This is a genomic window from Plantibacter auratus (assembly GCF_050587365.1).
Lineage (GTDB): Bacteria > Actinomycetota > Actinomycetes > Actinomycetales > Microbacteriaceae > Plantibacter > Plantibacter auratus.
In genome coordinates this window covers 245,327-271,482 of record NZ_JBOBFV010000002.1, presented here as the reverse complement: position 1 = coordinate 271,482, position 26,156 = coordinate 245,327, and the positions used below count along the sequence as shown (strand labels likewise).

Annotated in this window: 30 protein-coding genes; 25 read left to right on the top strand and 5 right to left on the bottom strand. The window is 70.1% G+C overall.

Going from position 1 to position 26,156, the window contains the following annotated elements; translation table 11 throughout:
- The first annotated feature begins 23 nt into the window (after window positions 1-23).
- From ACQ3HE_RS08390 to ACQ3HE_RS08370, 5 genes are all read left to right on the top strand, one after another.
- Window positions 24-401 (top strand): PadR family transcriptional regulator, encoded by a 378-nt coding sequence (locus tag ACQ3HE_RS08390; RefSeq protein WP_430892170.1) that lies wholly within the window; start codon window positions 24-26, stop codon window positions 399-401.
- Window positions 398-1,159 (top strand): hypothetical protein, encoded by a 762-nt coding sequence (locus ACQ3HE_RS08385; RefSeq protein ID WP_430892168.1) that lies wholly within the window; start codon window positions 398-400, stop codon window positions 1,157-1,159. Before ACQ3HE_RS08390 ends, ACQ3HE_RS08385 begins: the two co-directional genes overlap by 4 nt.
- Window positions 1,156-1,800 carry a hypothetical protein gene (locus tag ACQ3HE_RS08380; RefSeq protein ID WP_430892167.1) on the top strand — a complete coding sequence of 215 codons (645 nt, stop codon included), beginning with the start codon at window positions 1,156-1,158 and terminating at the stop codon, window positions 1,798-1,800. Before ACQ3HE_RS08385 ends, ACQ3HE_RS08380 begins: the two co-directional genes overlap by 4 nt.
- Window positions 1,801-1,838: 38 nt before the next feature.
- Window positions 1,839-2,432, top strand: a complete 594-nt coding sequence (locus ACQ3HE_RS08375) for a short chain dehydrogenase (protein ID WP_430892165.1) — start codon at window positions 1,839-1,841, stop codon at window positions 2,430-2,432.
- Between the two features lie 117 nt (window positions 2,433-2,549).
- Window positions 2,550-2,963, top strand: coding sequence for a phage holin family protein (locus tag ACQ3HE_RS08370; RefSeq protein ID WP_137242431.1), 414 nt, complete (start codon window positions 2,550-2,552; stop codon window positions 2,961-2,963).
- A 23-nt stretch (window positions 2,964-2,986) separates the two neighbouring features.
- On the opposite strand, the gene ACQ3HE_RS08365 is transcribed toward ACQ3HE_RS08370, so the two are convergent.
- Window positions 2,987-4,276 (bottom strand): helix-turn-helix transcriptional regulator, encoded by a 1,290-nt coding sequence (locus tag ACQ3HE_RS08365; protein ID WP_430892163.1) that lies wholly within the window; start codon window positions 4,274-4,276, stop codon window positions 2,987-2,989.
- 101 nt (window positions 4,277-4,377) lie between these two features.
- On the opposite strand from ACQ3HE_RS08365, the gene hxlB reads away from it, so the two are divergent.
- The 5 genes from hxlB to ACQ3HE_RS08340 all read left to right on the top strand — a co-directional run bounded on the left by hxlB (window position 4,378) and on the right by ACQ3HE_RS08340 (window position 8,290).
- Window positions 4,378-4,989, top strand: a complete 612-nt coding sequence (hxlB, locus tag ACQ3HE_RS08360) for a 6-phospho-3-hexuloisomerase (protein ID WP_159877455.1) — start codon at window positions 4,378-4,380, stop codon at window positions 4,987-4,989.
- Between the two features lie 70 nt (window positions 4,990-5,059).
- The gene (gene hxlA, locus ACQ3HE_RS08355; protein ID WP_064297125.1) at window positions 5,060-5,686 is read left to right on the top strand and encodes a 3-hexulose-6-phosphate synthase; all 627 of its coding nucleotides are present in this window, start codon (window positions 5,060-5,062) and stop codon (window positions 5,684-5,686) included.
- Between the two features lie 270 nt (window positions 5,687-5,956).
- Entirely contained in the window at window positions 5,957-7,492 is a 1,536-nt protein-coding gene (locus ACQ3HE_RS08350; protein WP_430892162.1) for a carboxylesterase/lipase family protein, read from the top strand.
- Between the two features lie 104 nt (window positions 7,493-7,596).
- Window positions 7,597-7,773 carry a hypothetical protein gene (locus tag ACQ3HE_RS08345; RefSeq protein ID WP_159453388.1) on the top strand — a complete coding sequence of 59 codons (177 nt, stop codon included), beginning with the start codon at window positions 7,597-7,599 and terminating at the stop codon, window positions 7,771-7,773.
- Between the two features lie 352 nt (window positions 7,774-8,125).
- Complete coding sequence (locus tag ACQ3HE_RS08340) at window positions 8,126-8,290, top strand: hypothetical protein (RefSeq protein WP_162852292.1); 165 nt, start codon at window positions 8,126-8,128, stop codon at window positions 8,288-8,290.
- A gap of 90 nt (window positions 8,291-8,380) precedes the next feature.
- On the opposite strand, the gene ACQ3HE_RS08335 is transcribed toward ACQ3HE_RS08340, so the two are convergent.
- Window positions 8,381-9,130 (bottom strand): type 1 glutamine amidotransferase, encoded by a 750-nt coding sequence (locus ACQ3HE_RS08335; RefSeq protein ID WP_430892160.1) that lies wholly within the window; start codon window positions 9,128-9,130, stop codon window positions 8,381-8,383.
- Between the two features lie 138 nt (window positions 9,131-9,268).
- On the opposite strand from ACQ3HE_RS08335, the gene dcd reads away from it, so the two are divergent.
- Window positions 9,269-9,859, top strand: a complete 591-nt coding sequence (dcd, locus tag ACQ3HE_RS08330) for a dCTP deaminase (protein ID WP_056009122.1) — start codon at window positions 9,269-9,271, stop codon at window positions 9,857-9,859.
- A 63-nt stretch (window positions 9,860-9,922) separates the two neighbouring features.
- Window positions 9,923-10,450: a hypothetical protein gene (locus ACQ3HE_RS08325; RefSeq protein WP_430892159.1), complete on the top strand. Its 528-nt coding sequence runs from the start codon at window positions 9,923-9,925 to the stop codon at window positions 10,448-10,450.
- Window positions 10,451-10,543: 93 nt separating this feature from the next.
- Here ACQ3HE_RS08325 and ACQ3HE_RS08320 read toward each other — a convergent pair whose 3' ends face one another.
- Window positions 10,544-11,029 (bottom strand): MarR family winged helix-turn-helix transcriptional regulator, encoded by a 486-nt coding sequence (locus ACQ3HE_RS08320; protein WP_430892158.1) that lies wholly within the window; start codon window positions 11,027-11,029, stop codon window positions 10,544-10,546.
- Between the two features lie 45 nt (window positions 11,030-11,074).
- Here ACQ3HE_RS08320 and ACQ3HE_RS08315 point away from each other — a divergent pair, with 45 nt between their 5' ends.
- Entirely contained in the window at window positions 11,075-12,025 is a 951-nt protein-coding gene (locus ACQ3HE_RS08315; RefSeq protein ID WP_430892157.1) for an EamA family transporter, read from the top strand.
- A complete protein-coding gene (locus tag ACQ3HE_RS08310) occupies window positions 12,022-12,459 on the top strand; it encodes a DUF1905 domain-containing protein (RefSeq protein WP_159877467.1) in 438 nt (145 codons plus the stop codon). The genes ACQ3HE_RS08315 and ACQ3HE_RS08310 overlap by 4 nt, the downstream gene beginning before the upstream one ends.
- A gap of 60 nt (window positions 12,460-12,519) precedes the next feature.
- Here ACQ3HE_RS08310 and idi read toward each other — a convergent pair whose 3' ends face one another.
- Window positions 12,520-13,065: an isopentenyl-diphosphate Delta-isomerase gene (gene idi / locus ACQ3HE_RS08305; protein WP_426738336.1), complete on the bottom strand. Its 546-nt coding sequence runs from the start codon at window positions 13,063-13,065 to the stop codon at window positions 12,520-12,522.
- 85 nt (window positions 13,066-13,150) lie between these two features.
- On the opposite strand from idi, the gene ACQ3HE_RS08300 reads away from it, so the two are divergent.
- Genes ACQ3HE_RS08300 through ACQ3HE_RS08275 form a run of 6 tightly spaced genes read left to right on the top strand, consistent with a single transcriptional unit; the run spans window position 13,151 to window position 18,359 of the window.
- Window positions 13,151-14,224, top strand: coding sequence for a polyprenyl synthetase family protein (locus tag ACQ3HE_RS08300; protein WP_124768556.1), 1,074 nt, complete (start codon window positions 13,151-13,153; stop codon window positions 14,222-14,224).
- Window positions 14,221-15,189 carry a phytoene/squalene synthase family protein gene (locus ACQ3HE_RS08295; protein WP_430892155.1) on the top strand — a complete coding sequence of 323 codons (969 nt, stop codon included), beginning with the start codon at window positions 14,221-14,223 and terminating at the stop codon, window positions 15,187-15,189. The genes ACQ3HE_RS08300 and ACQ3HE_RS08295 overlap by 4 nt, the downstream gene beginning before the upstream one ends.
- Window positions 15,186-16,766 (top strand): phytoene desaturase family protein, encoded by a 1,581-nt coding sequence (gene crtI / locus ACQ3HE_RS08290; protein ID WP_159877473.1) that lies wholly within the window; start codon window positions 15,186-15,188, stop codon window positions 16,764-16,766. The genes ACQ3HE_RS08295 and crtI overlap by 4 nt, the downstream gene beginning before the upstream one ends.
- Window positions 16,766-17,119, top strand: a complete 354-nt coding sequence (locus tag ACQ3HE_RS08285) for a lycopene cyclase domain-containing protein (RefSeq protein ID WP_159877475.1) — start codon at window positions 16,766-16,768, stop codon at window positions 17,117-17,119. The genes crtI and ACQ3HE_RS08285 overlap by 1 nt, the downstream gene beginning before the upstream one ends.
- On the top strand, window positions 17,116-17,496 hold the full coding sequence (locus ACQ3HE_RS08280) for a lycopene cyclase (RefSeq protein WP_124768559.1): 381 nt from the start codon (window positions 17,116-17,118) through the stop codon (window positions 17,494-17,496). Before ACQ3HE_RS08285 ends, ACQ3HE_RS08280 begins: the two co-directional genes overlap by 4 nt.
- Complete coding sequence (locus ACQ3HE_RS08275; RefSeq protein WP_064297137.1) at window positions 17,493-18,359, top strand: prenyltransferase; 867 nt, start codon at window positions 17,493-17,495, stop codon at window positions 18,357-18,359. Before ACQ3HE_RS08280 ends, ACQ3HE_RS08275 begins: the two co-directional genes overlap by 4 nt.
- A 99-nt stretch (window positions 18,360-18,458) precedes the next feature.
- Here ACQ3HE_RS08275 and ACQ3HE_RS08270 read toward each other — a convergent pair whose 3' ends face one another.
- Window positions 18,459-19,259, bottom strand: coding sequence for an isocitrate lyase/PEP mutase family protein (locus ACQ3HE_RS08270; RefSeq protein ID WP_430892153.1), 801 nt, complete (start codon window positions 19,257-19,259; stop codon window positions 18,459-18,461).
- A gap of 205 nt (window positions 19,260-19,464) precedes the next feature.
- Here ACQ3HE_RS08270 and ACQ3HE_RS08265 point away from each other — a divergent pair, with 205 nt between their 5' ends.
- From ACQ3HE_RS08265 to ACQ3HE_RS08245, 5 genes are all read left to right on the top strand, one after another.
- The gene (locus ACQ3HE_RS08265; protein ID WP_137242419.1) at window positions 19,465-20,574 is read left to right on the top strand and encodes a LacI family DNA-binding transcriptional regulator; all 1,110 of its coding nucleotides are present in this window, start codon (window positions 19,465-19,467) and stop codon (window positions 20,572-20,574) included.
- 187 nt (window positions 20,575-20,761) lie between these two features.
- Window positions 20,762-22,438, top strand: a complete 1,677-nt coding sequence (locus ACQ3HE_RS08260; RefSeq protein ID WP_086473023.1) for an ABC transporter substrate-binding protein — start codon at window positions 20,762-20,764, stop codon at window positions 22,436-22,438.
- Window positions 22,439-22,446: 8 nt separating this feature from the next.
- Entirely contained in the window at window positions 22,447-23,418 is a 972-nt protein-coding gene (locus ACQ3HE_RS08255) for an ABC transporter permease (RefSeq protein WP_085512196.1), read from the top strand.
- A complete protein-coding gene (locus ACQ3HE_RS08250) occupies window positions 23,415-24,335 on the top strand; it encodes an ABC transporter permease (RefSeq protein ID WP_064297140.1) in 921 nt (306 codons plus the stop codon). Before ACQ3HE_RS08255 ends, ACQ3HE_RS08250 begins: the two co-directional genes overlap by 4 nt.
- Window positions 24,332-26,101, top strand: a complete 1,770-nt coding sequence (locus ACQ3HE_RS08245; protein ID WP_079704934.1) for an ABC transporter ATP-binding protein — start codon at window positions 24,332-24,334, stop codon at window positions 26,099-26,101. The genes ACQ3HE_RS08250 and ACQ3HE_RS08245 overlap by 4 nt, the downstream gene beginning before the upstream one ends.
- Window positions 26,102-26,156 lie beyond the last annotated feature (55 nt).

The following is a 26,156-nucleotide window of genomic DNA, read 5'->3' as shown; positions in this document are numbered from 1 at the left end:
ACCTATCTTCCTATAGTGGCTCCATGGCACGCAGACGACCCGGCACGCTCTTCCCGCTCGAGCTCGACATCCTCGACGTCGGCACCGTGTTGCAGTCGACCGAGGGGAGCTTCTACGGGTTCGCCCTCGCGAAGCAGCTCGCCGAAGCCGGGGACGCCGCCCTCACCGCGCACGGCACGCTCTACAAGGCCCTGTCGCGGATGGCGGACGCCGGCCTGATCGAGGCGACCTGGGAGGACCCGGAGGTCGCGGAGACGGAGGGCCGCCCCCGCCGACGGTTGTACCGGATCACGGGCGAAGGAGCGACGGCCCGGGATCGGGAGCACGCGAGGATCGCCGGTGAGCAGGCCGCCGCGGCGAGGCCGGCGGGTGCGGCGTGGACGCAGGGGGCGATCGCATGACCGCCATCCGGACGCCGGAGTACCGCACGGCAGCCCACCGCGTCCTGAACTGGTGCGGGTGGTACACGCGCGACCTCTCGCCCGATGTCGCCGGGGAGCGCCGCGACGAGATCGCGTCCGACCTGCACGAGCACGCCGTCTGGGCCGAGGAAGCGGGCGTCACGCCGCAGCGGCTCCGGCGGGACATCATGCTGCGGGCCATCCGTGGGATCCCGCATGACCTCTCGTGGCGCTCCGGGCAGTTGCGCGCGGGCCACGGCGTCGACCCGATGCCGCTCGGCATGCGGCGGGCCGGCGACGTCCTCGCAGCCCTCGTGGTGACGGGCGGCGTCCTGGTCACCGGAGCGGCACTGTTCCTCCTCGTCCGCATCCTCCGTGCGCTCGCCATCGGCGACGTCGTCGAGGTGCCGGCGGGCGCGCTCGGTGTGGCGGTCGCCGCGGTCCTGGGCGTCGTGGGGCTCGTGCTGTCGCTGCGGCGACGCAGTCGATGGCTCGGCGCGGGGCTCCTGGCGCCCGCAGCGGTCCTCATCGGCGTGCTCGCGGGCGACATCATGTACCGCGTCAGCGCGACCGGCGTGCTCATCGTGTCCCGTCTGAGTTCGCACGGAGCCGGTGTCGAACCGTGGTGGGTGATGAGTGTGGCGATCGGCGTGGGTGCTGCACTCGGGTTCATCGGAGCCGCGGTGTGGTGGTGGCCGGGGGGCCGTCGAACGACGGAGCGGGACGCAGCGACGTCGGCGCAGAGGAAGACGGCATGAGCGCGAACGAGATCCACGACGGGCCGGACGCGGCGCAGGAGGCGGCACCCGTCCGCCGGAGTCCCGGAACGCTCCGTCGACGGATCGGGCTCGGCATCGCGATGAGCGGGGTGCTCGCGGTGGCGGCCGGCGGGGTGTTCATCGGGGTGTCGAACGCCCAGGCGGCCGCTGACGACGCGCGGTCCCTCGAAGCGGTCGCCGAGGCCGCAGCGTCGCTCGACGAACTCCCGCCCGTCGAACCCGTGGTGCCCGCGGATCCCACTGCCACGCCGGACGCTGGCGAACCCGTCTCGCCGGCGTCCGGCGTCGACTACTCGCAGACGCCGGAGGGCTGGTACGACGCCACGACCGACCCGGCTTCGATCGTGCCCAGCACCGACTCATACCTCAGTGACGGGATCTGGGAGGCACAGCAGCAGATCATCGCGAAGTGCATGGCTGATCAGGGGTTCTGGTACGCGTGGACGAACGACCGATCGAAGATCCTGGATCCACTCTTCGGCATGGTCATGTCGGAGTCGTCCGATGCGGCGTTCCTGGCTCGTTGGGGGACGAACCCCTCGGATCAGCCGTACGACTGGAAGCTCGCCGGCTGCCACGGCTACGCCGTCCACGTCACCGGGATGGACGACGCCAACTGACGGTGCCGTCGTCGGGCGCCGGTGCTAGCGTCGCCCGCATGAGAATCCTGTTGATCGGTGCGAGTGGACATGTCGGACGAGCGGCGCAGGACGCCCTCGCGGAACGTCACGAGGTGGTCGCGGTGTCGCGCTCGACGACGCCTGCCGTCGACACCACCGATGAGGCGTCGATCGAGGCGCTGTTCGCCGAGGTGGGCGAGGTCGACGCGGTCATCGTCGCCGTCGGATCGGTCCCGTTCAAGCCCGTGGAGGAGCTGACGCGCGACGACTACCGCGCGGCCTTCCTCGGCAAGGTGCTCAGCCAACTCGACGTCGTGCGCATCGGGACCCCGTTCGTCCGCGACGGCGGCTCCTTCACGCTCACGACGGGCATCCTCGCCCGCGAACCGATCGCGACGGGTGCTGCGGCCTCGATGGCCAACGGAGCGGTCGAGTCCTTCGTGATCGGTGCCGCTCCGGAACTCCCGCGCGGCATCCGCATCAACGCCGTCAGCCCCACGGTGCTCGCCGAGGCCACCGGCTACCACGACGCATTCCCGGGCTTCGCGCCCGTCGCCTCCGACGTGGTCGGCCTGGCGTTCGTCCGTGCCGTCGAGGGGGTCGGCACCGGGCGCGTGCTCGCGCTCGACTGAGCCGTCCCGGCACTCCTGAGGGGAGGCATGTCGTCGTCCGGCCGTTCGCCAGGTGACGACCCGCCTCCCCTCAGTCGCGCTCTCGACGCGGCCGACACCCAGCGCTAGGGTCGGCACATGACCCGCTTCCTGCTCAGCATCGCCGTGAGTCTGCTGTCCTCGGCGATCGGGCTGCTCGTCGCCGACTGGGTCGTGCCCGGCGTCCGTCTGTCGCTCGGCGGCTTCATCATCGCCGTCGTCGTCTTCACGATCGCGCAGGGCGTCCTCGGGCCGTTCATCCTCCGCCTCGCGCGGCGCTACGCCTCGGCGATCCTCGGCGGCATCGGACTCGTGACGACGCTCGTGTCGCTCTTCGTCGCGTCGATCCTCCCCGGTGGCCTCCACATCCGCGGGGTGCTGGCCTGGGTGCTCGCACCGCTGGTGGTGTGGCTGGTCACGGCGCTCGGGAGCTGGATCCTCGGGTGGGCGCTCATCACGCGACGGTTCGGCGATCGGGATCGCGACCGGGGCCGTACGAGCTCGAAGCGGTAGGCGGCGACGGAGCTCGCACGCGATCAGCGGCCGGCAGCCAAGGCGGCCGCCAGCTCGACGCGGCTCGCGACGCCGAGCTTCCGCAGGACGTTCGCGATGTGGAACTTGACCGTGTTCTCGCTGATGGTGAGGGTCTCGGCGATCGCCCGGTTCCGTGCTCCTCCGGCGGCCAGCTCGGCGACGCTCCACTCGCGCTCGGTCAGCGCGGCGGCCGAGTCTGCGCGGGTCTGCGTCGCGGGCGGCGGGTCGAGCGGCAGTGTCACGTGCAGCTCCGAGCCCCACCCGGGCGTCGCCTGGACATCGAGACTGCCGCGGAGGGCGGCGACGCGAGCACTGAGCTGCTGCACGCTCGGGGTGTCGACGGTCAACTCGCCGGGGCCGTCGTCGCGGATCCCGATGAGCAGGTTGCTACCGTCGCAGTCCCACTGCACCCGGACCCGCCCGACCGAGGACTGCTCGACGAGCGCGAGGACCGTGCCGCGGACGATCGCCCGTCCGGCGTGCGCCACCTCACCGGGGAGGGCCCGACCGTCGACGGGCGGCTCGATGAACTGGACCTCGGGACCGCCGAAGCGGGCCAGCGGGCGGAGGTCCTCGCGGAGTCTGGCGAAGGCGCGCGCGACCGGTTCCTCGGCCAGTTGGCGGTCACGGTCGGACACCGCCCGCAGCTCGACCATCGCGGCCGAGGCGATCTCGGTCACGGCCGCTCGGGCGTCCTCGGGCGACGTCTGCCGCGACCTGGTGACCGCGAGGATCGACTCCAGCGTCGTCGCATGGGCGTCGGTGAGTTCCGCGATCGCGCCAGCCCGCTCGCTCGACGCGGCCCGCGAGTCGCGGAGGTAGTCGGGGGCCGCCGTCGCGACCTGCTGGCGGATGCCGGCCGCGACGACCTCCCACAGGGCGCCGACCAGCCGGTCGTCGATCGGTCCCTGCGGGTCGGTCAGGACGAGGAGGGCGCCGGTGTCGGCCAGCCACGCCGCGATCGGACGTTCGGCGCCCGCGATCACCGCCGACGTCGGCCGGTCGGCGTGGGGGTCGGCATCATTGGTCACCCTGGTTACCGGGCCGCGCGGGGTGCGCTGTCGGACCGCGTCGAGCTCGGCGATCGTGACGCCCTCGACGATCGCCGGGTCGCCGGTCTTCTTCCGGGGGCGACCGGTGCAGTCCTCGGTGAAGATCACGAGCGCGGAATGGGCGACGACCGGCTCGAGGACTTCCCGGAACGCACCGGCGATGCGCAGCAGCGAGCTCGATGCGACGGAGGCCAGGCTGTCGAGCAGCTCGACCGGGTAGGTGACAGTGCGTTCGGTCATGTCCGCACCCTATCCCATCGGTCCACGCCTACCCGTTCGGGTAGTTGAAACCGTTCGGGCGAGCAGCGGTGCACCTACCCGATCACGCCCAGGATGGAGGGATGACGAACCCCACCGTCCCTCCATCCACGTCGGTGACGCCTGCGACCTCGACGGTCCAGGGGGCGCTCGCCGCGATCGACGCCGAGCTGCATCGCACCGTGTCGAGCCTGCTGGAGGCCGATCCGGCTCCCTTCGCGGGCGCACTCGACCGCCTGCGAACGGCGGACAGCGTGTTCGTGTCCGGTGCCGGTCGTTCCGGTCTCGCGCTCCGGATGACCGCGATGCGACTCATGCACCTCGGGCTCACCGTGCACGTCGTCGGCGAGACGACGACGCCCGCCATCACCTCGGGTGACGTCCTGCTCGTCGCCAGCGGCTCCGGTACGACGACGGGTGTGGTGCGCGCTGCGGACACGGCCGTCTCCGTCGGAGCACAGGTGATCGCCATCACGACCGACCCCGCATCCCCGCTCGCCGAGTTGGCCGCCGAGACGATCGTCGTCCCCGCCGCGCAGAAGACCGACCACGGTGGCACGCGTTCCGTGCAGTACTCGGGGAGCCTCTTCGAGCAGGCGGTCATGCTGCTCGGCGACGCGTTCTTCCATGCGCTCTGGCAGTCCGCCGGCGTCAGCGCCGAGGAGCTGTGGCCGCGCCACGCGAACCTCGAGTAGTCACCCCGATCCCTTCCCACGCGCCCGGCAGACGTCGGACGCATCCCATCACGACAGAAAGCAGCACCACATGAAGCTCCAGGTAGCCATGGACGTCCTCACCACCGAGGCAGCCCTCGAACTCGCCGGGAAGGTCGCGCCCTACGTCGACATCCTCGAGCTCGGCACGCCCCTCATCAAGAGCGAGGGCCTGCGTGCCGTCACCGCGGTCAAGGACGCCCACCCCGACAAGATCGTGTTCGCCGACCTCAAGACCATGGACGCCGGTGAGCTCGAAGCCGACATCGCCTTCTCCGCCGGTGCGGACATCGTCACCGTCCTCGGGACGGCCGGTGACAGCACGATCGTCGGCGCTGTGAAGGCCGCGAAGGCGCACGGCAAGTCCGTCGTCGTCGACCTCATCGGGGTCGCCGACAAGGTGCAGCGCGCGAAGGAGGTCACCGCTCTCGGTGCCGCGTTCGTCGAGATGCACGCCGGTCTCGACGAGCAGGCGGAGGAGGGCTTCACCTTCCAGACGCTCCTGTCCGACGGTGAAGCGGCCGCCGTGCCGTTCTCGGTCGCCGGTGGCGTGAACGTGTCGACGATCGCGTCGGTGCAGCAGGCGGGGGCGCAGGTCGCGGTCGCCGGTGGTGCGATCTACTCGGCCGACGACCCGGCGGCCTCCGCAGCGGCGCTCCGCGCGGCAATCGTCGCGTAACCCCCTCCGCCAACCCCGCACCTGTCGGGTTGGCCAGCGCGGTGCGCTGACGTGAGCGCGGTGCATCGGACGTGAGCGCGGGTCTGCAGAGAACCGCGCTCACGGCTCCGGGGCGCGCTCGGGTCAGCGCACCGCGCTGGCGCACCGGGTGGGTCGGCTGGGTGAAGTCCGAACATCGGACGGGATTCGCGCGTGACGCGGCATACTGGGCGGATCACCACGCGACGCTCGTCGGATGAGCGCGCGGCCGAGTACCCGGAGGATCCGCCGATGACGACCGATTCCAGCCCAGAGCAGCCCATCGCACAGACGACCTCGGGAGCCGTCCGCGGGACGCGCCGCGCCGACGGATCGGTCGCCTTCCTCGGCATCCCGTTCGCCGAGCCGCCGACCGGAGCGAGACGATTCCGGGCCCCCGAGCCCAAGGCGCCCTGGGACGGCGTCCTCGACGCGACCGCCTACGGCGCGACACCGCAGCGGAAGGCCCTGGCCGAGATCACGACGATCCCGGAACCGTCGATCCCCGGCGACTCGACGCTCAACGTCAACGTCTTCACGCCCGACCCGACACCCGCCGCAGACCGTGCCGGTCTACCCGTCCTCGTGTGGATCCACGGTGGCGGCTTCATCGCCGGGTCGCCCGCGAGCCCTTGGTACGACGGTCGGGCCTTCAACCGCGACGGCGTCGTCACGGTCTCGCTGTCGTACCGCCTCGGCTTCGACGGCTTCGGCTGGCTGCCCGACGCCCCGGCCAACCGCGGGGTCCTCGACTGGATCCTCGCGCTCGAGTGGGTGCGTGACAACATCGCGGCGTTCGGCGGCGACCCGCGGCGGGTCACGATCGCGGGCCAGTCCGCTGGCGGCGGGTCCGTCATGACCCTGCTCACGGTGCCGTCCGCGCAACACCTGTTCCAGCGGGCGATCTCCGTGTCGGGCGTCCCCGGCGACGTCCCGCTCCACGAGGCGCAGGCCCTGACCGTGCGACTCGCCGAGCACCTCGGGGTGCCCGCGACCCTGGCCGGCTTCGCAAGCGTCCCGGAGGCCACACTGATCGAGGCCCAGCGGTTCGAGGTCGTCCCAGGCGGCGCGACCGACCCGGAGTCCGTGCTCCGCGGGATGGCGACGATGAACGGCCGCCTCGGTCTCGGCCCGGTCGTCGACGGCGAGCTGGTCGTCGACACCGTCGAAGCCGGCATGATCGCGGGACGAGGCGCGCACAAGCCGTTGCTCGTCAGCGCGACCCGAGAGGAGTTCGCCGGGTTCTTCACCGGTCGGCTCGAGCAGTTCGACGCCGTGGCGCCGACGCGTGCCCTGGAACTCATGGGCGTGCCGGAGCCGCTCGCCGAGGCGTACGTCGCGACCCAGCCCGGTGAACGCACGGGACTCGTCGCGGGGCGCTTCGTGAGCGACGTCATGTTCCGGGAGCGCGTCATCCGATGGCTGGCGCTGCGACACGACGCCGAGACCTGGGTCTCCGACTTCGTGTGGCGCTCGGCGGTGAGCGGGATCGCGGAGCACTGCCTCGACGTCCCGTTCATCTTCGACGTGCTCGACGACCCGGACGTCACCCGGGTGGCGGGCCCGCACGCGCCGCAGGAGCTCGCTGACCGGATCCACGGCGCGGTCGTGGCGTTCGTCCGAGACGGGTCGCCGGGCTGGTCGCGGTCCGACCGCGATGCCTCCGGGATCGAGGTGTTCGACGCGGCCGGGGCGCCGACGGTCGAGCCGTTCGCGAGTGCGCGCGTGCTCGCAGCGGCGAAGCGACTCGCGGAAGCGGCGTCGACGACGGCATCGACACCGGTCTGACGGGGCCGGGCACTCGGCTCCTAGGACGAACCGGGCCGTTCTGCCAGGGGGTGTGGCTGTGAGGCGTCCCGCGTTACCGTCGGGACACGAGGAAAGGAATCAGCATGAGCGACCCACGAGACGAGATGGACGACCCGATCGGCGACGCCCAGGAGGCGATCTCCCGAGCGCTGCCCGACAACGCTCCCGAGAGCGATGATCCGATGGCGGCGCCGACGGTCGACGACCCGGGCTCCGAGCCCGGCGACGGCGACCCCGCCGACCAGCCGGGGCTCCTTTAGCGAGGCTCGCCCGGGACTGTCCTGAGCTCGGGAATCCCTGGTCAGCGCGGTGCTGCCGACCGAGGTGTGCTGAACCGGCGCCAGCGCGGTGCGCTGGTCCGAACCCCCGGGATCAGGCTTCAGCGCGGCCCGTGCGCGTGGGCGCGACCCTCCGGAGACCCGCGCTCACGCGTGTGGCCCGCGCTCGCGTCAGCGCACCGCGCTGGCGCAAGCCGAAACGCAGGAGGGTGGAGGTGTGCAACGCGGGGGCGCTCCGCGCGCGTAGCGGAACGATTTCGGACGATGTCAACCCCCGGGACGGAATGGTCATGCCCCCATACGGTGGACGGAGTTCTGCGAAAGGAGCTTCACCATGAACATCCTGCTCATCATCGTCATCGTCGTTGCCATCGTTCTCGCCATCACCGGTGGGTTCGTCCAGTCCCTCAACTTCCTGCTGTGGGTCGGCCTCGTGCTGCTCGCGATCGCGATCATCGCGTTCCTGATCAGGACGATCACGGGTCGTAAGGCGCTCTAACTCGAATTCGAGTCCACGAAGCGGTCGGTCCCTCCGGGGGCCGGCCGCTTCGCTGTGTCCGGGGTAGTGCGTCCGGGCGGGATCTGAGCCCTACCGCAATGACGGATCGACGCTCGTCCGTCGGAGCACCGCATCGGCGAAGGCCCCGAACAACCGCTCGCCGGCTTCGCGCATCGGCCCCGCCACAGCGGCGACCTCGGACCGCAAGCGGTCGGCCGCCTCCTCCGCTGTCCCGGCGATGAACGGCAGGTCGCGGAGCATGAGCGGTTCCGCGAGCCACCGGTCGAGCATCGGCGAGTCGACCTCGAGGTGGAACTGCGTCGCGAAGACCCGGTCCTCGATCCGGAACGCCTGGTTCGGCGTCGACGGCGACGACGCGAGGACCGTCGCTCCATACGGAGCCTCGACGACATCGCCATGCCAGTGCAGCACCGGCAGCCGCTCGCCCCGCATGCCGAGTTCGCTCTCGGTCAGGAGCTCGACGTCGCCGACACCCACTTCGTGCGCGGCCGCGGAGTGGAGCGTGGCTCCGAGGGCCGTCGCGATGAGCTGATGCCCGAGACAGACCCCGAACACCGGGATGCCGAGCACCGCCGCATCGCGCACGAGCTGCGCTTCGAGCCCGAGACCCGGGTGCTCCTCCACGTCGAGCGCGCCCATCGGGCCGCCGAGGAGGACGAGCCCGTCGAACCCGGTGATCTCGCGCGCCGGCGGCAGCTCACGACGCTCGACGATCGTGTCGAGCGTCCAGTCGATCCCCGACGCCGTCAGCACCTCGCCGAGCACCGCCGGTCGCTCCCAAGGGACGTGCTGCAGGACGAGGACGTGCGGTCTGGTCATCGGAGGCCTCCAGGTCGCTGGGGCCGGCGCGACCGGTCTCCGCCGGGTCGCGGAGGTCCGCGCCGTGCGAGCATCGTAGCGAATCCGGGCGTCGTCACCGGCCCGAGGCTTCGGGCTCCCGGCCGATACACTGTCACCGTGCTGCTCTCGGACCGTGACATCAAAGCCGAACTCGACGCCTCTCGCATCGCGCTCGACCCCTACTCGCCGGAGATGATCCAGCCGTCGTCCATCGACGTGCGCCTCGATCGCTTCTTCCGCCTCTTCGACAACCACAAGTACCCCTTCATCGATCCCGCAGAGGATCAGCCGGAGTTGACGCGCCTCATCGAGACGCTGCCGAACGAGCCGTTCATCCTGCACCCCGGCGAGTTCGTCCTGGGGTCCACCTACGAGCGGGTCTCCCTTCCGGACGACGTCGCAGCGCGTCTCGAGGGCAAGAGCTCGCTCGGTCGTCTCGGGCTCCTCACGCACTCCACCGCCGGCTTCATCGACCCGGGCTTCACCGGCCACGTCACCCTCGAGCTCAGCAACGTCGCGACGCTGCCGATCAAGCTCTGGCCGGGGATGAAGATCGGTCAGATGTGCTTCTTCCGGCTCACGTCACCGGCCGAGCGCCCGTACGGGTCGAGCGAGTACAGTTCCAGGTATCAGGGACAGCGTGGACCCACCGCCTCCCGTTCCTTCCAGAACTTCCACCGGACCGACGTCGGCGAGACGCAACGCTGACGCAGGACTGAGGCGGGCGTCCCGACGACGGGCGAGCAGGTGGACCAGCAGAAAGGCCCCGCCATGAGCACGTCAGAGCGACCCGACTTCGCCCGCGCGATCACCGCCGACGGGCCGACGCCGCTCTACCCGCGTCGCATGGTCCGGTTCGGCCAGTTCGTCGGGTCCTGGGACGTCCACTCGAAGCGCCTCGACGATGAGAGCGGCGAGTGGGTCGAGTCCGACTTCCGGTGGATCGTGTCGTACATCCTCGAGGGGCGTGCCGTGCAGGACGTCCAGCTCGTCGCGAACGACGCGGAGCCGTCGGGCTGGGAGACGGTCAGCACGGCTCTCCGTGTCTACGACCGGTTGATGGGCGCCTGGCGCGTGAACTACGTCGAGCCACGGCGCGGGGAGTTCTGTCAGCTCGTCGCGACGCCGCACCGCTCCGACGGCATCCGCCAGGACGGCACGCGGAACGACGACAAGCTCATCCGGTGGAACTTCAGCGGCATCACCGAGGACTCGTACACCTGGGAGAGCTGGGTGTCCGACGACGAGGGCGTGTCCTGGTGGCTGCAGGAGCACAACGAGGGTCGCCGCATCGCCTGAACCGGTGCTGCCCGGGCACGTGCCCGTGCTCGGGGCACGTGGAACAGGGCGTGCCGCCGGAGCGGAGACGTGCCGCGAGCGTCGACGCGACACTCAGGTGTCGGTGCGAGCCAGGCGCTCCAGGAAGGCCGCCAGCTGCTCGCGCTCGGCGGGGGAGAAGCCGTCGAGGACACGCTCTTCGGCGGCGAGGTGGTCGGGTAGGGCTGCTTCGACGAGGCGCTTGCCGGCCGGGGTGAGGGCGACGACCGTGCCGCGCCCGTCCTGCTCACTCGGACGGCGCGTCACGAGACCGCGCTCGACGAGCTTGTTCACCCGCTGGGCGATCGCGCTCGACGTCACCATCGACCAGTGGGCGAGGTCCTTCGGGGCGAGCTCGTGCGGTGAGCCGGCGCGGAGCAGGGTGGCGAGCACATCGAACGAGGCGCTGTCGAGACCGTGCTCGGCGAAGGTCGAGGACAGGCGTGCGTCGACCGCCGTCGCCGCTCGCGACAGTCGTCCGATGACGGCCATGGGCGAGACGTCGAGGTCGGGTCGCTCGGTCCGCCACTGGCTCAGGATGTCGTCGACGCGCGTGCTCATGCCGCCAGCCTAGCAATTCGCTTAGTGCTGAGCTATTATTGCTCAGTGCTTAGCAATCAACTCCGCATCGCCGCCGTCACCGCCATCGCACCGATCAGCTGGGGGACGACCTACCTCGTCACGAGCGAACTGCTCCCGCCGGGACGACCGCTGCTGGCAGCCGTGCTCCGAGCGCTGCCGGCCGGCCTCCTGCTCCTCGCGATCACCCGGACCCTGCCGGTCGGTGGCTGGTGGTGGCGGTCGCTCGTGCTCGGCACCCTCAACATCGGCGCCTTCTTCGCGTTCCTCTTCCTCGCCGCCTACCGGCTGCCCGGCGGGGTCGCCGCGACCATGGGGGCGATCGGGCCGGTGCTCGTCGCCGCGCTCGCGAGCCTGCTGGTGGGGGAGGCGTTGACCGTGCGCCGCGTCGTCGCCGGGTTCGCCGGGGTGCTGGGTGTCGCCCTCATCGTGCTGCAGGCCGACGCGCGTCTCGACGCGGTCGGCGTCGTCGCCGCACTCGCCGGGGCGGTCTCGATGTCGCTCGGATCAGTGCTGAGCAAGCGGTGGGGGAGGCCGCAGGTCGGCTGCCGGATCGGCGCCCGCCGGCGCACGAGCCCGGACCTCGACCCGAACGCCGGCAGCGGCGCACCGGTCTCCGGCCTCGCGCTGACCGCCTGGCAGCTCGTCGCTGGCGGTCTCGTCCTCGTGCCGGTGCTGCTCCTCGTCGAGGGACTTCCGTCGGACGCCCCGGACGCAGCGGCGATCGGCGGGTACGCCTACCTCTCCCTCGTCGGCACGGCCCTCGCGTACGCCCTGTGGTTCCGCGGCATCGCCGCGCTCCCCGTCGGGTCGGTGTCGTTCCTCGGCCTCCTGAGTCCCGTCGTCGCCGTGCTGGCAGGCCTCGTGGTCCTCGGGGAGGCGCTGAGCCTCGGACAAGTGCTCGGGATCGCGGTCGTCGCCGGCTCCCTCGTCCTGGTCTTCACCGCGAGACGGCCCCGGGCCATACTGAGCGCATGAGATTCCGCACCGTCATCGAACTCCAGGGCAACAACACCGGCATCCTCGTCCCCGACGCCGTCGTCGAGGGCCTGGATCGCGGCAAGCGCGTGCCCGTCGTCGTCACCGTCGGTGCGACCACGTACCGCAGCACCATCACCCCGATGGGTGGCCGGTACCTGATCGCCCTGAGCGCCGCCAACCGCGCCGCCGCCGGGGTCGCGGGAGGCGACGAGGTCGAGGTGGACCTCGAGGTCGACGACGCACCGCGCCTGTTCCCGTTGCCGCCCGAACTCGAGACGGCGCTCGCGGGAGACGAGCAGGCGCTCGCCGCCTACGGAGCCCTGTCGTTCAGCCGACAACGCGCGCTGGCCGAGCCGGTCGCACTGGCGAAGACGGACGCGACGCGCGACAAGCGGATCGCCGCGGCCCTCGAGGCGCTTCGCGGCGCCTGACCTCGCTCAGTCGCCTGAATCTGTTCGGAAACCGGCTCGATCCGCGCAGATCCGGGCGCCTTAGCGGGTGGCGGACTCCGCGAGCAGCGGCACGACGAGCGGCAGCTGGAGCGTCAGCCACGGGCTGAACGCGAAGGGCGCCTGCTCGACGGACGCGAGGAGTGATTCGGGCTCGGCCCAGGCCCACTCCACGACCTCGTCGGGGTTCGGCTCGGGTGTCGCATCCGTGTAGGCGACGTAGACCGGGCAGATCTCGTACTCGACCACACCCGAGGCGTCGACGGCGCGATACCGGAAGTCGGGCAGCACCAGTTCCGGCGCGGAGATCGGCAGGCCCAGCTCGGCGCTCGCCCGACGCAGTACGGCGTCCACGCTGTCCTCATCCGGGCCGGGGTGTCCGCAGAACGAGTTCGTCCAGACGCCCGGCCACGTGAGCTTCGAGAGCGCGCGGCGGGTCACGAGGATCCGACCGTCGGGCCCGATGACGTGGCAGGAGAACGCGAGGTGGAGTGGCGTCTCCAGCGTGTGGACGGTCGCCTTCGGCGTGGTGCCGATGCGGGTGCCGTCCTCGGCGAGCAGGACGACGAGTTCTTCGGGTACCGACATGCGTCCATTCTCCCCGACGATCGGGGTGAACGCGAATGGACAGCTAGCGTACTAATCTCGCCGCTCCGTGAAGTAGCCTCGTGATATGGAGACCCACCACGTCGTCGACGCGCCCTATCGACAACAGCATCAGGTCGAGGATGCGCTCGAGCGTTTCCTCGAACTGGCGAAGACGCAGGCGGTGTCGTTCGGCGGCGCCGGCTATCTGCGGCTCTGGGAGACCATCGAGCGCAGCATGGCCGGCGGCAAGCGGTTCCGCCCACGGATGGTCATGACGGCCTACGAGGCGCTGGGTGGAACGGACATCGTCGCCGCGGCTCACGTCGCCGCGGCCTACGAACTCCTGCACACCGCGCTGATCGTCCACGACGACGTGATCGACCGCGACTTCGTCCGGCGCGGCAGCCCCAACGTCTCCGGCAGCTACCGCGACATCGCGCAGACCGCGGGCATCCCGCTGCCGCTCGCCGAGCACCGCGGCATGTCCGTCGCCGTCATCGCCGGCGACCTCGCCCTGTCCGCGTCCTACCGCCTGATCGACCGCGCCGGGAGCGCCGACGCGGTCCGCACACGCCTGCGCGAGATCCTCGACGACGCGATCTCCGCCTCGGCGGCCGGCGAGCTCGCGGACGTCGACTTCACGGTCGGCGGCGTCGTCCCGACGGTCGACGACATCATCCGCATGGAGCGCCTGAAGACCGCCTACTACTCGTTCGAGGCGCCCCTGCAGTCGGGCGGCGTCCTGGCCGGCGCTCCAGAGGCGACGATCGACGCGCTCGGAGCCTTCGGACAGCAGATCGGTATCGCCTACCAGATCATCGACGACGTCCTCGGCGTCTTCGGCGACTCGAAGACGACCGGTAAGACGACGATCGGTGACCTCCGCGAGGGCAAGTTGACGGTCATGGTGGCGTTCGCGGCGGAGCAGCCCGAGTGGCACGCCGTCGAGCACCTCTTCGGCGACCCGGACCTCGACGAGGAGGGTGCCGCCGTCCTGCGCGACGTCCTCACGACGACGGGCGCCCGCCAGCACGCGACCCTGCTCGCCGGTGACTACGCCAACCGCGCCTGGGAGCAGCTGGCCTCGCCGAGTATCCCGGCGCAGCTCCGCGACGAGCTCCGCCCCATCGTCGCCACCGTGCTCGAGCGGTCGCGATGACCGCAGCAGGGGACGGGACCGGGCGACCGGCCGACGACGTTTCGGCGGTCGGCGACGCACGACAGCTGTACGACCGGGTCGCGCAGGAGACCGCCAGCATCGTCATCCGTCGGTACTCCACGTCCTTCGGACTGGCGGCCAGACTGCTGGGTGGCGACATCCGCCAGGACGTCGAGAACGTGTATGCGCTCGTCCGCATCGCCGACGAGATCGTCGACGGCGTGGCCGCGGCGGCCGGGCTTGACCCCGAGCGGGTCCTCCGCATGCTCGACGCGCTTGAACAGGACACCGAGGACGCGATGGAGACGGGGTACAGCAGCAACCTCGTCGTCCACGCCTTCGCCATCTCGGCGCGGTCGGCGGGGATCGAGGCCGACCTCACCCGTCCGTTCTTCGCGTCCATGCGCGCGGACCTCTCGCGCACCGTCCACACGCCGGAGACGTTCCGCGACTACGTGTACGGCTCCGCCGAGGTCGTCGGGCTCATGTGCCTGCGGATCTTCCTGCGCGGCCACGACGTCGACGACGCCCAGCGCGCCGCGTTCGTCGTCGGCGCCAGGAGTCTCGGTGCCGCCTTCCAGAAGGTGAACTTCCTCCGCGATCTCTCGGCCGACCACGACGAGCTCGGCCGCAGCTACTTCCCGGGTGTCGCCGTCGACGAGCTCACCGAGGCGCAGAAGCACAGCCTGCTCGACGACATCGAAGCCGATTTCGACCGCTCGGCAGCGGTCCTCGGCCGGCTGCCGAAGTCGAGCCGTCGAGCGGTCGCCCTCGCCCAGGAGCTCTTCTCGGAACTCGCCCGACGCATCCGGACGACGCCGGCCTCGGCGCTCGTCCGCACGCGTGTCCGGGTGCCCGACCCGGTCAAGCTCCGCATCGCCGCCGGCGCGCTCGCCGGTCGCACACCGGCCACGACCGGCACCACCGCCTCCATCCCGACGATCGACGAGAGTTCGCAGTCATGACCACCTCCCACAACCGGACCGTCGTCATCGGCGGCGGCATCAGCGGTCTCGCCACCGCAGCCCTCCTCGCCCGCGACGGCCAGCGGGTCACGCTGCTCGAACGACGCGAGGTGCTCGGCGGCCGCGCCGGCACCTGGGAGCAGGACGGCTTCACCTTCGACACCGGCCCGAGCTGGTACCTCATGCCGGAGGTCTTCGACCACTTCTACCGCCTCCTCGGCACCTCTGCCGCCGAGCAGCTCGACCTCGGGCGACTCGACCCGGCCTACCGCGTCTACTCGGAGGGCCGCGACGGGCACCTCGACCTCGCCGCCGACCGGGCCGGCAACCTCGCCCTGTTCGAGTCGGTGGAGCCCGGTGCCGGCGCGAAGATGGACGAGTACCTCCGCAGCGCGAAGGAGACGTACGAGATCGCCATCCGGAGCTTCCTGTACACGACGTTCGAGTCGTACCGGACGCTCGCGAGCCGTGAGGTCCTCGCCCGGATGCCGAAGCTCGCGAAGCTCCTCACGGAGGACCTCGACACCCTGGCCGCGCGCACCGTCTCCGACGTCCGGTTGCAGCAGATCCTCGGCTACCCGGCCGTGTTCCTCGGCTCCTCGCCCTTCGAAGCGCCGAGCATGTACCACCTCATGAGCTACCTCGACCTCGAGGACGGCGTGCTCTACCCGCAGGGCGGCTTCTCGCGGATCATCGAGACGATCGCCGAGCTGGCCCGCGCCGAGGGTGTGGAGATCATCACGGGCGCCGAGGTCACCGGCATCACCACGATGCCCGCCGGCCGCCGCGCCAGGGTCGACGGCGTCAACTACCTCGACGCCGACGGTCGTCGGCAGCTGCTCCGCGCCGACCGCGTCGTGTCCGCCGCCGACCTGCACCACACCGAGACGACGCTGCTTCCCCGCGAACTCCAGACCTACCCGGCCGAGTACTGGGAGAAGCGCACCGCCGGCCCCGGAGCCGTGCTCGTCATGCTCGGCGTCCGCGGTGAGCTGCCGGAACTGCTGCACCACAGCCTGTTCTTCACGGCCGACTGGCGCGACAACTTCGGCCGCATCTTCGGCAAGGAGACGAGCGTGCCCGACCCCGCGTCGCTGTACGTCTGCCGCCCGAGCGCGACCGATGCGGGCGTCGCACCCGACGGCCACGAGAACCTGTTCATCCTGGTCCCGGTCCCGGCCGATCCGTCCATCGGTGGCGGTGGAGACGCCCGGGTCGCGGAGATCGGCGACGCCGCCATCGCGCAGATCGCCGAGTGGGCCGGCGTCCCCGACCTCGCCGAGCGTATCGTGGTGCGTCGCGACGTCGGCCCGGCCGACTTCGCGACCGACCTCAACGTCTGGAAGGGCACCGCCCTCGGGCCGGCGCACATCCTCTCGCAGAGCGCGATGTTCCGGAGCGGCAACGTCAGCAAGAAGGTCGACGGCCTGTTCTACACCGGCGGCTCGACCATCCCGGGCATCGGCCTGCCGATGTGCCTCATCAGCGCGGAGCTCGTCGTGAAGCGCATGCGCGGCGACATCACCACCGGCCCGATGGCGGAGCCGTTGCGCGCGCGCGCCGAGGCGACCGGCTGATGGGTCTGCTGTACCTGCTGGCGCTGCTCGTCTCGATCACCGGGATGGTCATGCTCGACCGGCGGTTCCGGCTGTTCTTCTGGGCCGACCGACGGCGGGCCGCGATCATCCTGCCGATCGGCGTCGTGTTCTTCCTCGTGTGGGACCTGCTCGGTATCGGCACCGGCATCTTCTTCCGCGGTGAGACCTCGTTCATGACCGGGCTGCAGGTCGCGCCCGAGCTGCCGATCGAGGAGGTCTTCTTCCTGACGCTGCTCTGCTACCTCACGATGAACCTGTTCGGTGCGGCGCGACACACGCTCGGCCGGGTGTCCCGCCGGACGACCGGCGCCGCCGAGGTGAGCGGACGATGACCTACTGGGCCCTCAACGCATGGTTCCTCGCCGTCGTGGCGGTCGTCGCCCTGCTCGCGGTCGTGCGGCTCGATCGACGCCGTGCGAACGGACCGCGATCCACCGGTCTGTCGGCGGGCACCTGGCTGCTCGCAGTGGGCGGTGGGCTCGTCGTCCTCCTGCTCATGACCGCGCTGTTCGACAACATCATGATCGGCATCGGGCTCGTCGGCTACGACCCCGCACTCATCTCCGGCGCCTTCATCGGCATCGCGCCCCTCGAGGACTTCGCCTACGCCATCGCCGCGGCCGTCCTGCTCCCGTCGCTCTGGGTGCTCCTCGAGCGCCGAACCCCTGCTCCCGTCTCCCCATCCCCGTCCCAGGAGGACCCGGCATGAACCGACTCGGCCAGCTCGTGCTGTCCTCCCGACCGCTGTCGTGGATCAACACCGCGTACCCGTTCGCAGCGGCATACCTGCTGACCACGCGTGAACTCGACCTCACGTTCTGGCTCGGGACGCTGTACTTCCTCATCCCGTACAACCTCGCGATGTACGGCATCAACGACGTCTTCGATTACGAGTCCGACCTGCGGAACCCGCGCAAGGGCGGCGTCGAGGGCGCGGTCCTGGACCGCCGGATGCACCGGTTGACGATCTTCGCGGCGATCGTGACGAACGTCCCGTTCCTCGTCTACCTCGTCGTCATCGGGTCGCCGCTGTCGTGGCTCGTCCTCGCGATCAGCGTGTTCGCGCTCATCGCGTACAGCGCACCCGGCCTGCGGTTCAAGGAGCGGCCGTTCATCGACTCGCTCACCTCGAGCACGCACTTCGTGAGCCCGGCGGTCTACGGCCTCGTCCTCGCCGGTGCGGTCTTCACGCCCGCGCTCTGGGCGCTGCTCGTCGGCTACTTCCTCTGGGGGATCGCCAGCCACGCCTTCGGTGCGGTGCAGGACATCATCGCCGACCGGGAGGGCGGGATCGGCTCGATCGCGACGGTCATCGGCGCGGCGGCGACCGTCCGGTTCGCCTTCGTCGCCTACCTGGCCGGCGGTGCGCTGATGCTCGTGACCCCGTGGCCCATCCCGCTGGCCGGCCTGCTCGCGCTGCCCTACGCCGCGAGTGTGCTGCCGTTCTGGAACCTCCGCGAGGAGGACGCCGAACGGGCCAACGCGGGGTGGAAGCGGTTCCTCCGTCTCAACTTCCTGACGGGCTTCCTCATCACGATGCTCATCATCTGGTACTGGTTCCTGACGTCCTGACCGGAACCCGTGACCCTGTCTCAGGAGTCCCCGGGCGCGCCGCCGAGGTCACTTGGCGCCACGCCCGGATCCTCCTGAGAACCGGTCGTCAGTCGAGGATCAGAGCTCGAAGGAGAAGCCGAGGTCCTCGGGGTACTCGCCGAGCTCGGTGAGGCCGGTCGCAGCGCGCTGGAGGGCGGCGAGGGTCAGGCCGAGCGTGCCGGGGCCGAAGCTGACGCGTGAGACGCCGAGTTCGGCCAGGCGCTTGAGCGGCACCGCGCCGGGGTAGCCGATGACGGAGATGCGTCCGTGCACCTGCTCGATCGCTTTGGCGACGAGCTCTTCGGTGCCGAGCCCGAGGAAGAAGACGACGTCCGCACCGGCCTCGAGGTAGGCGTTGGCGCGCGTGACGGCCTCGTCCCATGCCTCGGGGTCGCCGGCGAGCGTGTCGACCCGGGCGTTGATGACGAGCGGGATGCCCGCGTCTTCTGCTCCGGCGCGAGCGGCGGCGACGCGGGCCGCGGCCTCCTCGATCGGGAACTGCGGGGCCTTCGCGGCACCGACGGAGTCCTCGAGGTTGATTCCGACGGCACCCGACTCGACGATGAGGCGGCGGACGTTCTCGCGAACACCGGCCGCGTCGGATGCGTACCCCTTCTCGAAGTCGATCGTCACCGGCAGGTCGACGGCGCCCACGATGATCTTCGCCGCGGCGATCGCCTCGTCGACGTCGAGGCCGCCGCCGTCTTCGAGCCCACGGACGTTCGACACCGAGTGGCTCGCGGAGGCGAGGGCGACGACGCCGGGGGCCTCGGAGACGACCTTCGCGGTGATGGCGTCCCAGACGTTGGTGACGATGAGCGGGGAACCCGGCTCGTGGAGGGAGTTGAGGAGGACGGCTTTGGCATGCTGATCAGTCATGTCCGCAGTCTGCCAGCGGACGTCGGCCGCCCAGCCGACAAGCGTCGAGAATTCAGGGAACGTTCGGGTTGGCTGCGGTTCCCGGCTCGTCGGGGCCGCTCCCGTGACGCAAGACGAGGGCGGTCCGCGCGTCATCCCACGCCGCCGGTGGACCGGGCGGGCAGGATGCCGTGCGTATCATTGGTGGCCGAAGGAAGGCGTTCCCATGACGAAACCGCCGACGGTCTACGACGTCGCGCACCACGCCGGCGTCTCCATCGCGACGGTCTCGCGGGTGCTCAGCCGCCCCGACGACGTGAAACCGGCCACGCGAGACCGCGTGCTCGCCTCGGTCGGTGAACTCGGGTACGTCCCGAGTGGGGCCGCACGAGGACTCGCCGCGCGCCGCACCGGCGTCATCGGCCTGTTCTTCCAGGGGCTCGACGCGATGGACGACCTCGGGGACATCGCCCTCGAGGGTGACGAGGCGGCGGCCGGGGGAGCGCGCATCGTCCGCGACATCCCGGAGCGGACCGACACGCGGACGCTCAACCTCTACTTCGACGAGGTGCTGCGCGGCTGCGAGCTGGAGTCCTGGCGGAGCGGGTTCGCACTGCTCGTCGGCGTCGGACGCGGATCCACGGCGACGCAGACCGTGCGCGACATGGCAGGTCGGGTGGACGGCCTCATGGTGCTGGCCGGGAGCGCGAGCGAGGAGGAGCTCGCGCGCCTGTCACGTCACGTCCCGATCGTCGTGATGGCGGGGCCCCGGCGCGGCGACGACCTCGACCACGTCTCGGTGAGCAACGCCGAGGGGATGCGCACGCTCACGGCGCACCTCATCGACGACCTCGGCGCCCGAGAGCTCGAGTACGTGGCCGGAAGCCTCGGCTCGCCCGATGACGCGGAGCGCTGGAGCGGGTTCCGCGCGGCCCTCGCGGACCGGTCGCTCGACGCCCCGGAGGAGCCGACCCTCCGCGGCGACTTCACCCGCGAGGGCGGGCGACGGGTCGGTCGGGAGCTGTTCCGACGCGACGGGCTGCCGCGGGCCGTCGTGTGCGCCAACGACCAGATGGCGCTCGGCGTGATCGACGCCGCCAGGATCGCGGGGGTCGCGGTCCCGGACGAGCTCATCGTCACCGGATTCGACGGCATCGATGCCGGCCGCCTGTCCGCTCCGCGGCTCACGACGGTCCGGCAGCCGATGGAGACGCTCGGCCGGGTCTCCGTGCAGGCGCTCGCCCGTCGCCTCGCCGAGCCGAAGCTGCCCGCGATGTCCGTCCGACTCCCCGTCGAGGTCGTCCTCCGCGAGAGCTCCGAGTCGATCACGTCCTGATCATCGCCTCCCCTCGCGTTCACCATTCAGGAAGCCCGCGGCGTGCCGCGACGCGTCCGTCCGCCGCGAGGCCGCCACGCCGGGGCTCTCCTGAATTGCGAACAGGATCGGATGTCCGACACGGGTTGCGTCGGGCAATGTATGCGCTTACACTCAACCGGTACAGACTTCAGCAAGGACGGTGGCGATGACGCACACGACGCACGAGCGGACCAAGGTCCGCAGGCGCAGACGACTCGGAGCAGCGGCGATGATCGCCGCGGCGGCCTTGCTCGTCTCCGGCTGCAGCATCCAGATCAAGAGCGAGCCGGATCCCTCGATCCCGGCCGACACGATGCTGCTGGCCTCCGACAAGGGCACCCCGATGCTCGAGCGGAACTTCAACCCCTACCTCGTGAACAAGCGCTCGGCCTCGAGCTACATCTACGAGCCGCTCGTGATCATCAACGTGCTCGACGGCAAGGAGACGCCGTGGCTCGCCGAGAAGGTCGACCTCCCGGACGCCCGCACGATCGACTACACGATCCGCGACGGCGCCACCTGGTCCGACGGCGAGGCCTTCACCCCTGAGGACGTCAAGTTCACCTTCGACCTCATCAAGCAGTACCCGACGCTCGACCAGAAGGGCGCCTGGCAGCACATCGACACGATCGAGGTGAAGGGCCAGCACGTCATCATGCACCTGCTCGACGACGACGCCCCCGCGGCCGACATCGTCTCGCAGACGCTCATCGTCCCGGAGCACATCTGGAAGGACGTCAAGAGCCCCGACACCTGGCGGAACCCGAACCCGGTCGGTACCGGTCCGTACGTGCTCGGCAACTACACCTCGCAGCAGTACACGATGGACAAGAACGAGACGTACTGGCAGGCCGACAAGATCGAGGTCAACCACCTCGTGATCCCCGCGGCCACCGGCGAACTCGACATCGTCACGAAGGGCTTCGACTGGGCGTACTCGTTCCTGTCGAACGTCGAAGGCACCTGGGGTGCGGCCAACGACCACAACAAGTTCTGGTTCCCGCCGGGAGGCGTGATCGGGCTCGTGCCCAACATGGACGTCGCCCCGTTCGACAACGTCGACGTCCGTCGCGGCATCGCCCTGGCGCTCGACCGTGACAAGATCGCCGACGCAGCGACCGAGGGGTACCTCGGTGCAGCCGGCCAGTCGAGCCTCATGCTCCCCAACCAGGAGGACGAGCTCGACCCGACCCTGCCGAACCAGGGCATGATCACGCAGGACACCGCCGGCGCCCTCGAGGCCTTCGCGGCCGCCGGGTACACCCAGCAGGGTGGCAAGCTCGTCGACGCGGCGGGCAAACAGTTCAGCTTCTCGATCACGACCGCCAACGGCTACGCGGACTGGCTCCGCGCGGTCCAGGAGGTCCGCAAGGAGCTCGGCGCCCTCGGCATCGACGTGCAGATCAAGCAGCCGCAGCCGCCGGGGTACCAGCAGGCGATCCAGAGCGGCGCCTTCGAGGTCGCCATGGGTGGCATGGGCAACGGCATCATGTTCCAGGGCTTCAACAACAGCTTCAACAGCGAGTTCGCGAAGCCGATCGGCGAGACGACGTCCAGCAACTTCGGTCGCTACCGCAACCCGCAGATGGACCAGCTGCTCGCCCAGTACAAGGAGACCACCGACGAGGCGACCCGTCTCGGGCTGAGTCACCAGATGCAGCAGATCGTCTACAGCGACTTCCCGGTCATCGGCATGTACTACGGCGGACTCTGGGGCCTCTACAACGACAAGAAGTTCACCGGCTGGCCCGATGCGGACAACCCGTACGCACCGCTGCAGACCTACGACCAGACCCCGCTCCTCGTGTTCACGCACCTCAAGCTCCGGAAGGACGGTGAGTGACCGTGTACATGGTGCGCAAACTCGGCCTCTTCGTCCTCACTCTGTGGGCGGCGGTCACGCTGAACTTCCTCCTGCCGCGGCTCATGCCCGGTTCCCCGACCGACGCCGCGATCGCGAAGCTCGCGCAGAACGGCCCGGTCTCCGCGGCCACGCGTGCGGCGATCGAGGCCCAACTCGGTGTCCCCGGCGGCAACCTCTGGGAGCAGTACGTCACGTACCTCCACCAGGTCGTTACGCTCGACTTCGGGGTCTCGTACACCTTCTTCCCGCAGTCGGTCGGTGAGCTCATCTGGCAGGCGTTCCCATACACGATCATCCTGCTCGGGATCGTGACGATCGTCGCCTTCATCCTCGGCACCCTCATCGGCGTGCTCGCGGCCTGGCGGCGGAACACCTGGCTCGACGCCCTGCCGACGCTGAGCGGCACCTTCGCCAGCACGTTCCCGTACTTCTGGACCGCACTGCTCCTGCTGTTCTTCGCCGGCTACGTGCTCCACTGGTTCCCGACCTCGGGTGCCTTCGGCCCGACGGCTTCGCCTGCCTTCACCTGGGACTTCATCGTCGACGTCGCGTACCACGCGGTGCTGCCGGCGCTGACGATCCTCGTGACGAGCCTCGGCGGCTGGATCATCGGCATGCGCAACGCGATGATCAACACCCTCGGTGACGACTACGTGACCTTCGCCGAGGCGAACGGTCTCCGTGGTCGCACGGTCGCCATCAAGTACGCGGCCCGCAACGCGATCCTCCCAAACCTCACCGGCTTCGGGCTCGCGCTCGGCGGTGTGGTCGGCGGCTCGATCCTCGTGGAGCAGGTCTTCGGATACCCGGGCATCGGCTTCCTCCTGTTCAACGCGGTGATCGGACAGGACTACCCGCTCATGCAGGCGCTCTTCCTGCTCATCACCGTGAGCGTGCTCATCGCCAACTTCCTCGTCGACATCCTGTACGGCGTACTCGACCCAAGGACCCGCCGATGACCACCACACAGCACGTCAAGACACTGCAGTCCGACCAGGCCGTGCGTCCGCCGAGGAAGTTCGCCTTCATCGGTCGATCGGCGGCGACGCTCTGGGCCAACTGGAAGTCCCGCCTCGGGCTCATCATCCTCGCGTTCTTCATCCTCGTCGCGATCTTCGCCCCGGTGCTCGCACCGTACGGCGCGAGCCAGGACGGGTTCCCCCGGAACGCCGACTCGAGCCCCGAGCACTGGTTCGGGACGACGGCGGCGGGCGAGGACGTCCTCAGCCAGCTCATCTACGGCTCGCAGATCAGCGTCACGGTCGGCTTCATCGCCGGCATCCTGTCGACGATCGTCGCGGTCCTGATCGGCCTCAGCTGGGGCTACATCAAGGGCTTCGGCGCCGAGGTCGTGAACTTCATCGTCAACCTGTTCCTCGTGGTGCCCGGCCTGCCGCTCATGATCGTCATCGCCGCGTACCTCCAGAACGGTGGGCTCGTGATGATCGTCGCGGTCATCGTGATCACCGGGTGGGCGTGGGGTGCCCGCGTGCTCCGCAGCCAGACGCAGTCGCTGCGTTCGCGTGACTTCGTGACCGCAGCTCGCTTCTCCGGCGACCGACCGTTCCGCATCGTGTTCAACGAGATCCTGCCGAACATGACGTCCCTCATCGCCGGTGGCTTCTTCGGTGCCGCGACGAGCGCGATCCTCGCGGAGGCCGGCCTCGAGTTCCTCGGCCTCGGCGACTCGTCGATCGTCAGCTGGGGCACCATCCTCTACTGGGCGCAGAACTCCAACGCCCTGCTCACCGGTCAGTGGATCCTCCTCTTCGCCCCCGGTCTCTGCATCGCGCTCCTCGCGATGAGCCTCACCCTCATCAACTTCGGTGTCGACGCGATCAGCAACCCGCGCCTCCGTGAAGGGAAGTCACGATGAACGCCGTCAACCTCCAGGCCGAGAGCGCATCAGCGCCGGCAGCCGGGACCGGAGCGCTCCTCGAGGTCCGCGACCTGTCCGTCGTCTACGAGTCCGTCGGCGCCGCGCCGGTCCAGGCGGTCGACCACGTGTCGTTCTCCGTCGGTGCCGGTGAGTTCATCGGGCTCGTCGGCGAGTCCGGCTCCGGGAAGTCGACGCTCGGCTTCGCGGCCACCCGCTTGCAGAAGCCGCCGGCCCGCATCAACGGCGGGCAGATCCTCTTCGGCGGCAAGGACATCCGCGAGCTCGGCGACGAGGCGCTCCGTGAGCAGCGTCAGGGCGGCTTCGCCATGGTGCTGCAGTCGGGCATGAACGCGCTCAACCCGGTCCGCACGATCCGCAACCACTTCGTGGACATCTTTAAGGCGCACGGCCACGTCTCCCGCGACCGCTGGGACGCGCGGATGGCCGAGCTGGTCGACAAGGTCGGGCTGACGCCGCAGGTGCTCGCGCGCTTCCCCGGCGAGCTGTCCGGCGGCATGCGTCAGCGCGTGTCCATCGCACTGGCACTGTCGCTCGAGCCCCGTCTCATGGTGTTCGACGAGCCGACCACCGCGCTCGACGTCCTCGTGCAGCACGCGATCATGGACACGATCACCGAGCTGCAGCAGGCCGAGGGGTTCACCGCCATCCTCATCAGCCACGACCTCGGCGTCGTGCTCGAGGCGACGCAGCGCGTGCTCGTCATGCACGAGGGTCGCATCGTCGAGGACGCCCCGAGTCGCGACATCCTCGAGCGTCCGCAGGACCCGTACACGCGGATGCTGCTCAGTCACTACGCCGACCCGCGCGCCGCGGTCGTCGAGCTGCCCGGCTTCCCCTCGCGTGCGAACCGGGGCACTGCTCCGGTGTCCGGCACCACGACGAGCGTCCCGACCGCGACGAGCGCGAGCTCCGAGTCGGGCAAGGCCTCGTCGCGCGCCGGTCGTTCGGCCGAGTCGGCGGTCATCGTCGACGCCGTCTCGAAGGTCTACCCGCCGCCGCGCCGCGGTGAGTCAGCGGTGACGGCCGTCGACGACGTGTCGTTCACGCTCGAACCCGGTCAGTCGCTCGCGCTCGTGGGGGCCTCGGGCTCCGGCAAGTCGACCATCGCGAAGCTCATCACGGGCATCGAGAAGCCGACCTCCGGTGCGGTCCGCTTCGGTGACCTCGACGTCGCCCAGCTGAACCGCAAGGGCATCCGGAACCTGCACAAGAACGTGCAGATGATCTTCCAGGACCCGTACGCGGCGCTCAATCCGCTGCACACGGTCGAGTACACGCTCACCCGTCCGGTGGTGAACTTCACCGGGCTGAAGGGCGACGCCGTCCGCAGGCGCGTGCTCGAACTCCTCGAGACGGTGGGCCTCTCGCCCGTCGAGCAGTTCGCGGCGAAGCTGCCCCACCAGCTCTCCGGTGGACAGCGGCAGCGCGTCGTGATCGCCCGGGCGCTCGCGAGCGACCCGCAGGTGCTCATCGCCGACGAGCCCGTGTCGATGCTCGACGTGTCGCTGCGTGCCGGTGTGCTCGCGCTGCTCGAGGACCTGCGCGAGCAGTGGGGCGTCTCGATGCTCTACATCACGCACGACCTGCTGTCGGCGCGACTCGTGACCGACAACATCATGGTCCTCAACCAGGGTCGCGTCGTCGAACGTGGCGAGACCGCGCACGTCCTGCAGCACCCGCAGGATCCGTACACGATCCAGCTGCTCGACGCCGTCCCCAACCCGGCCCGCGCCAAGCGCTGACGCCCGTCCCGTCCCTGCGCCCCCCTCCCGGCCCCTGGGCCCACCCCTTCCGGTC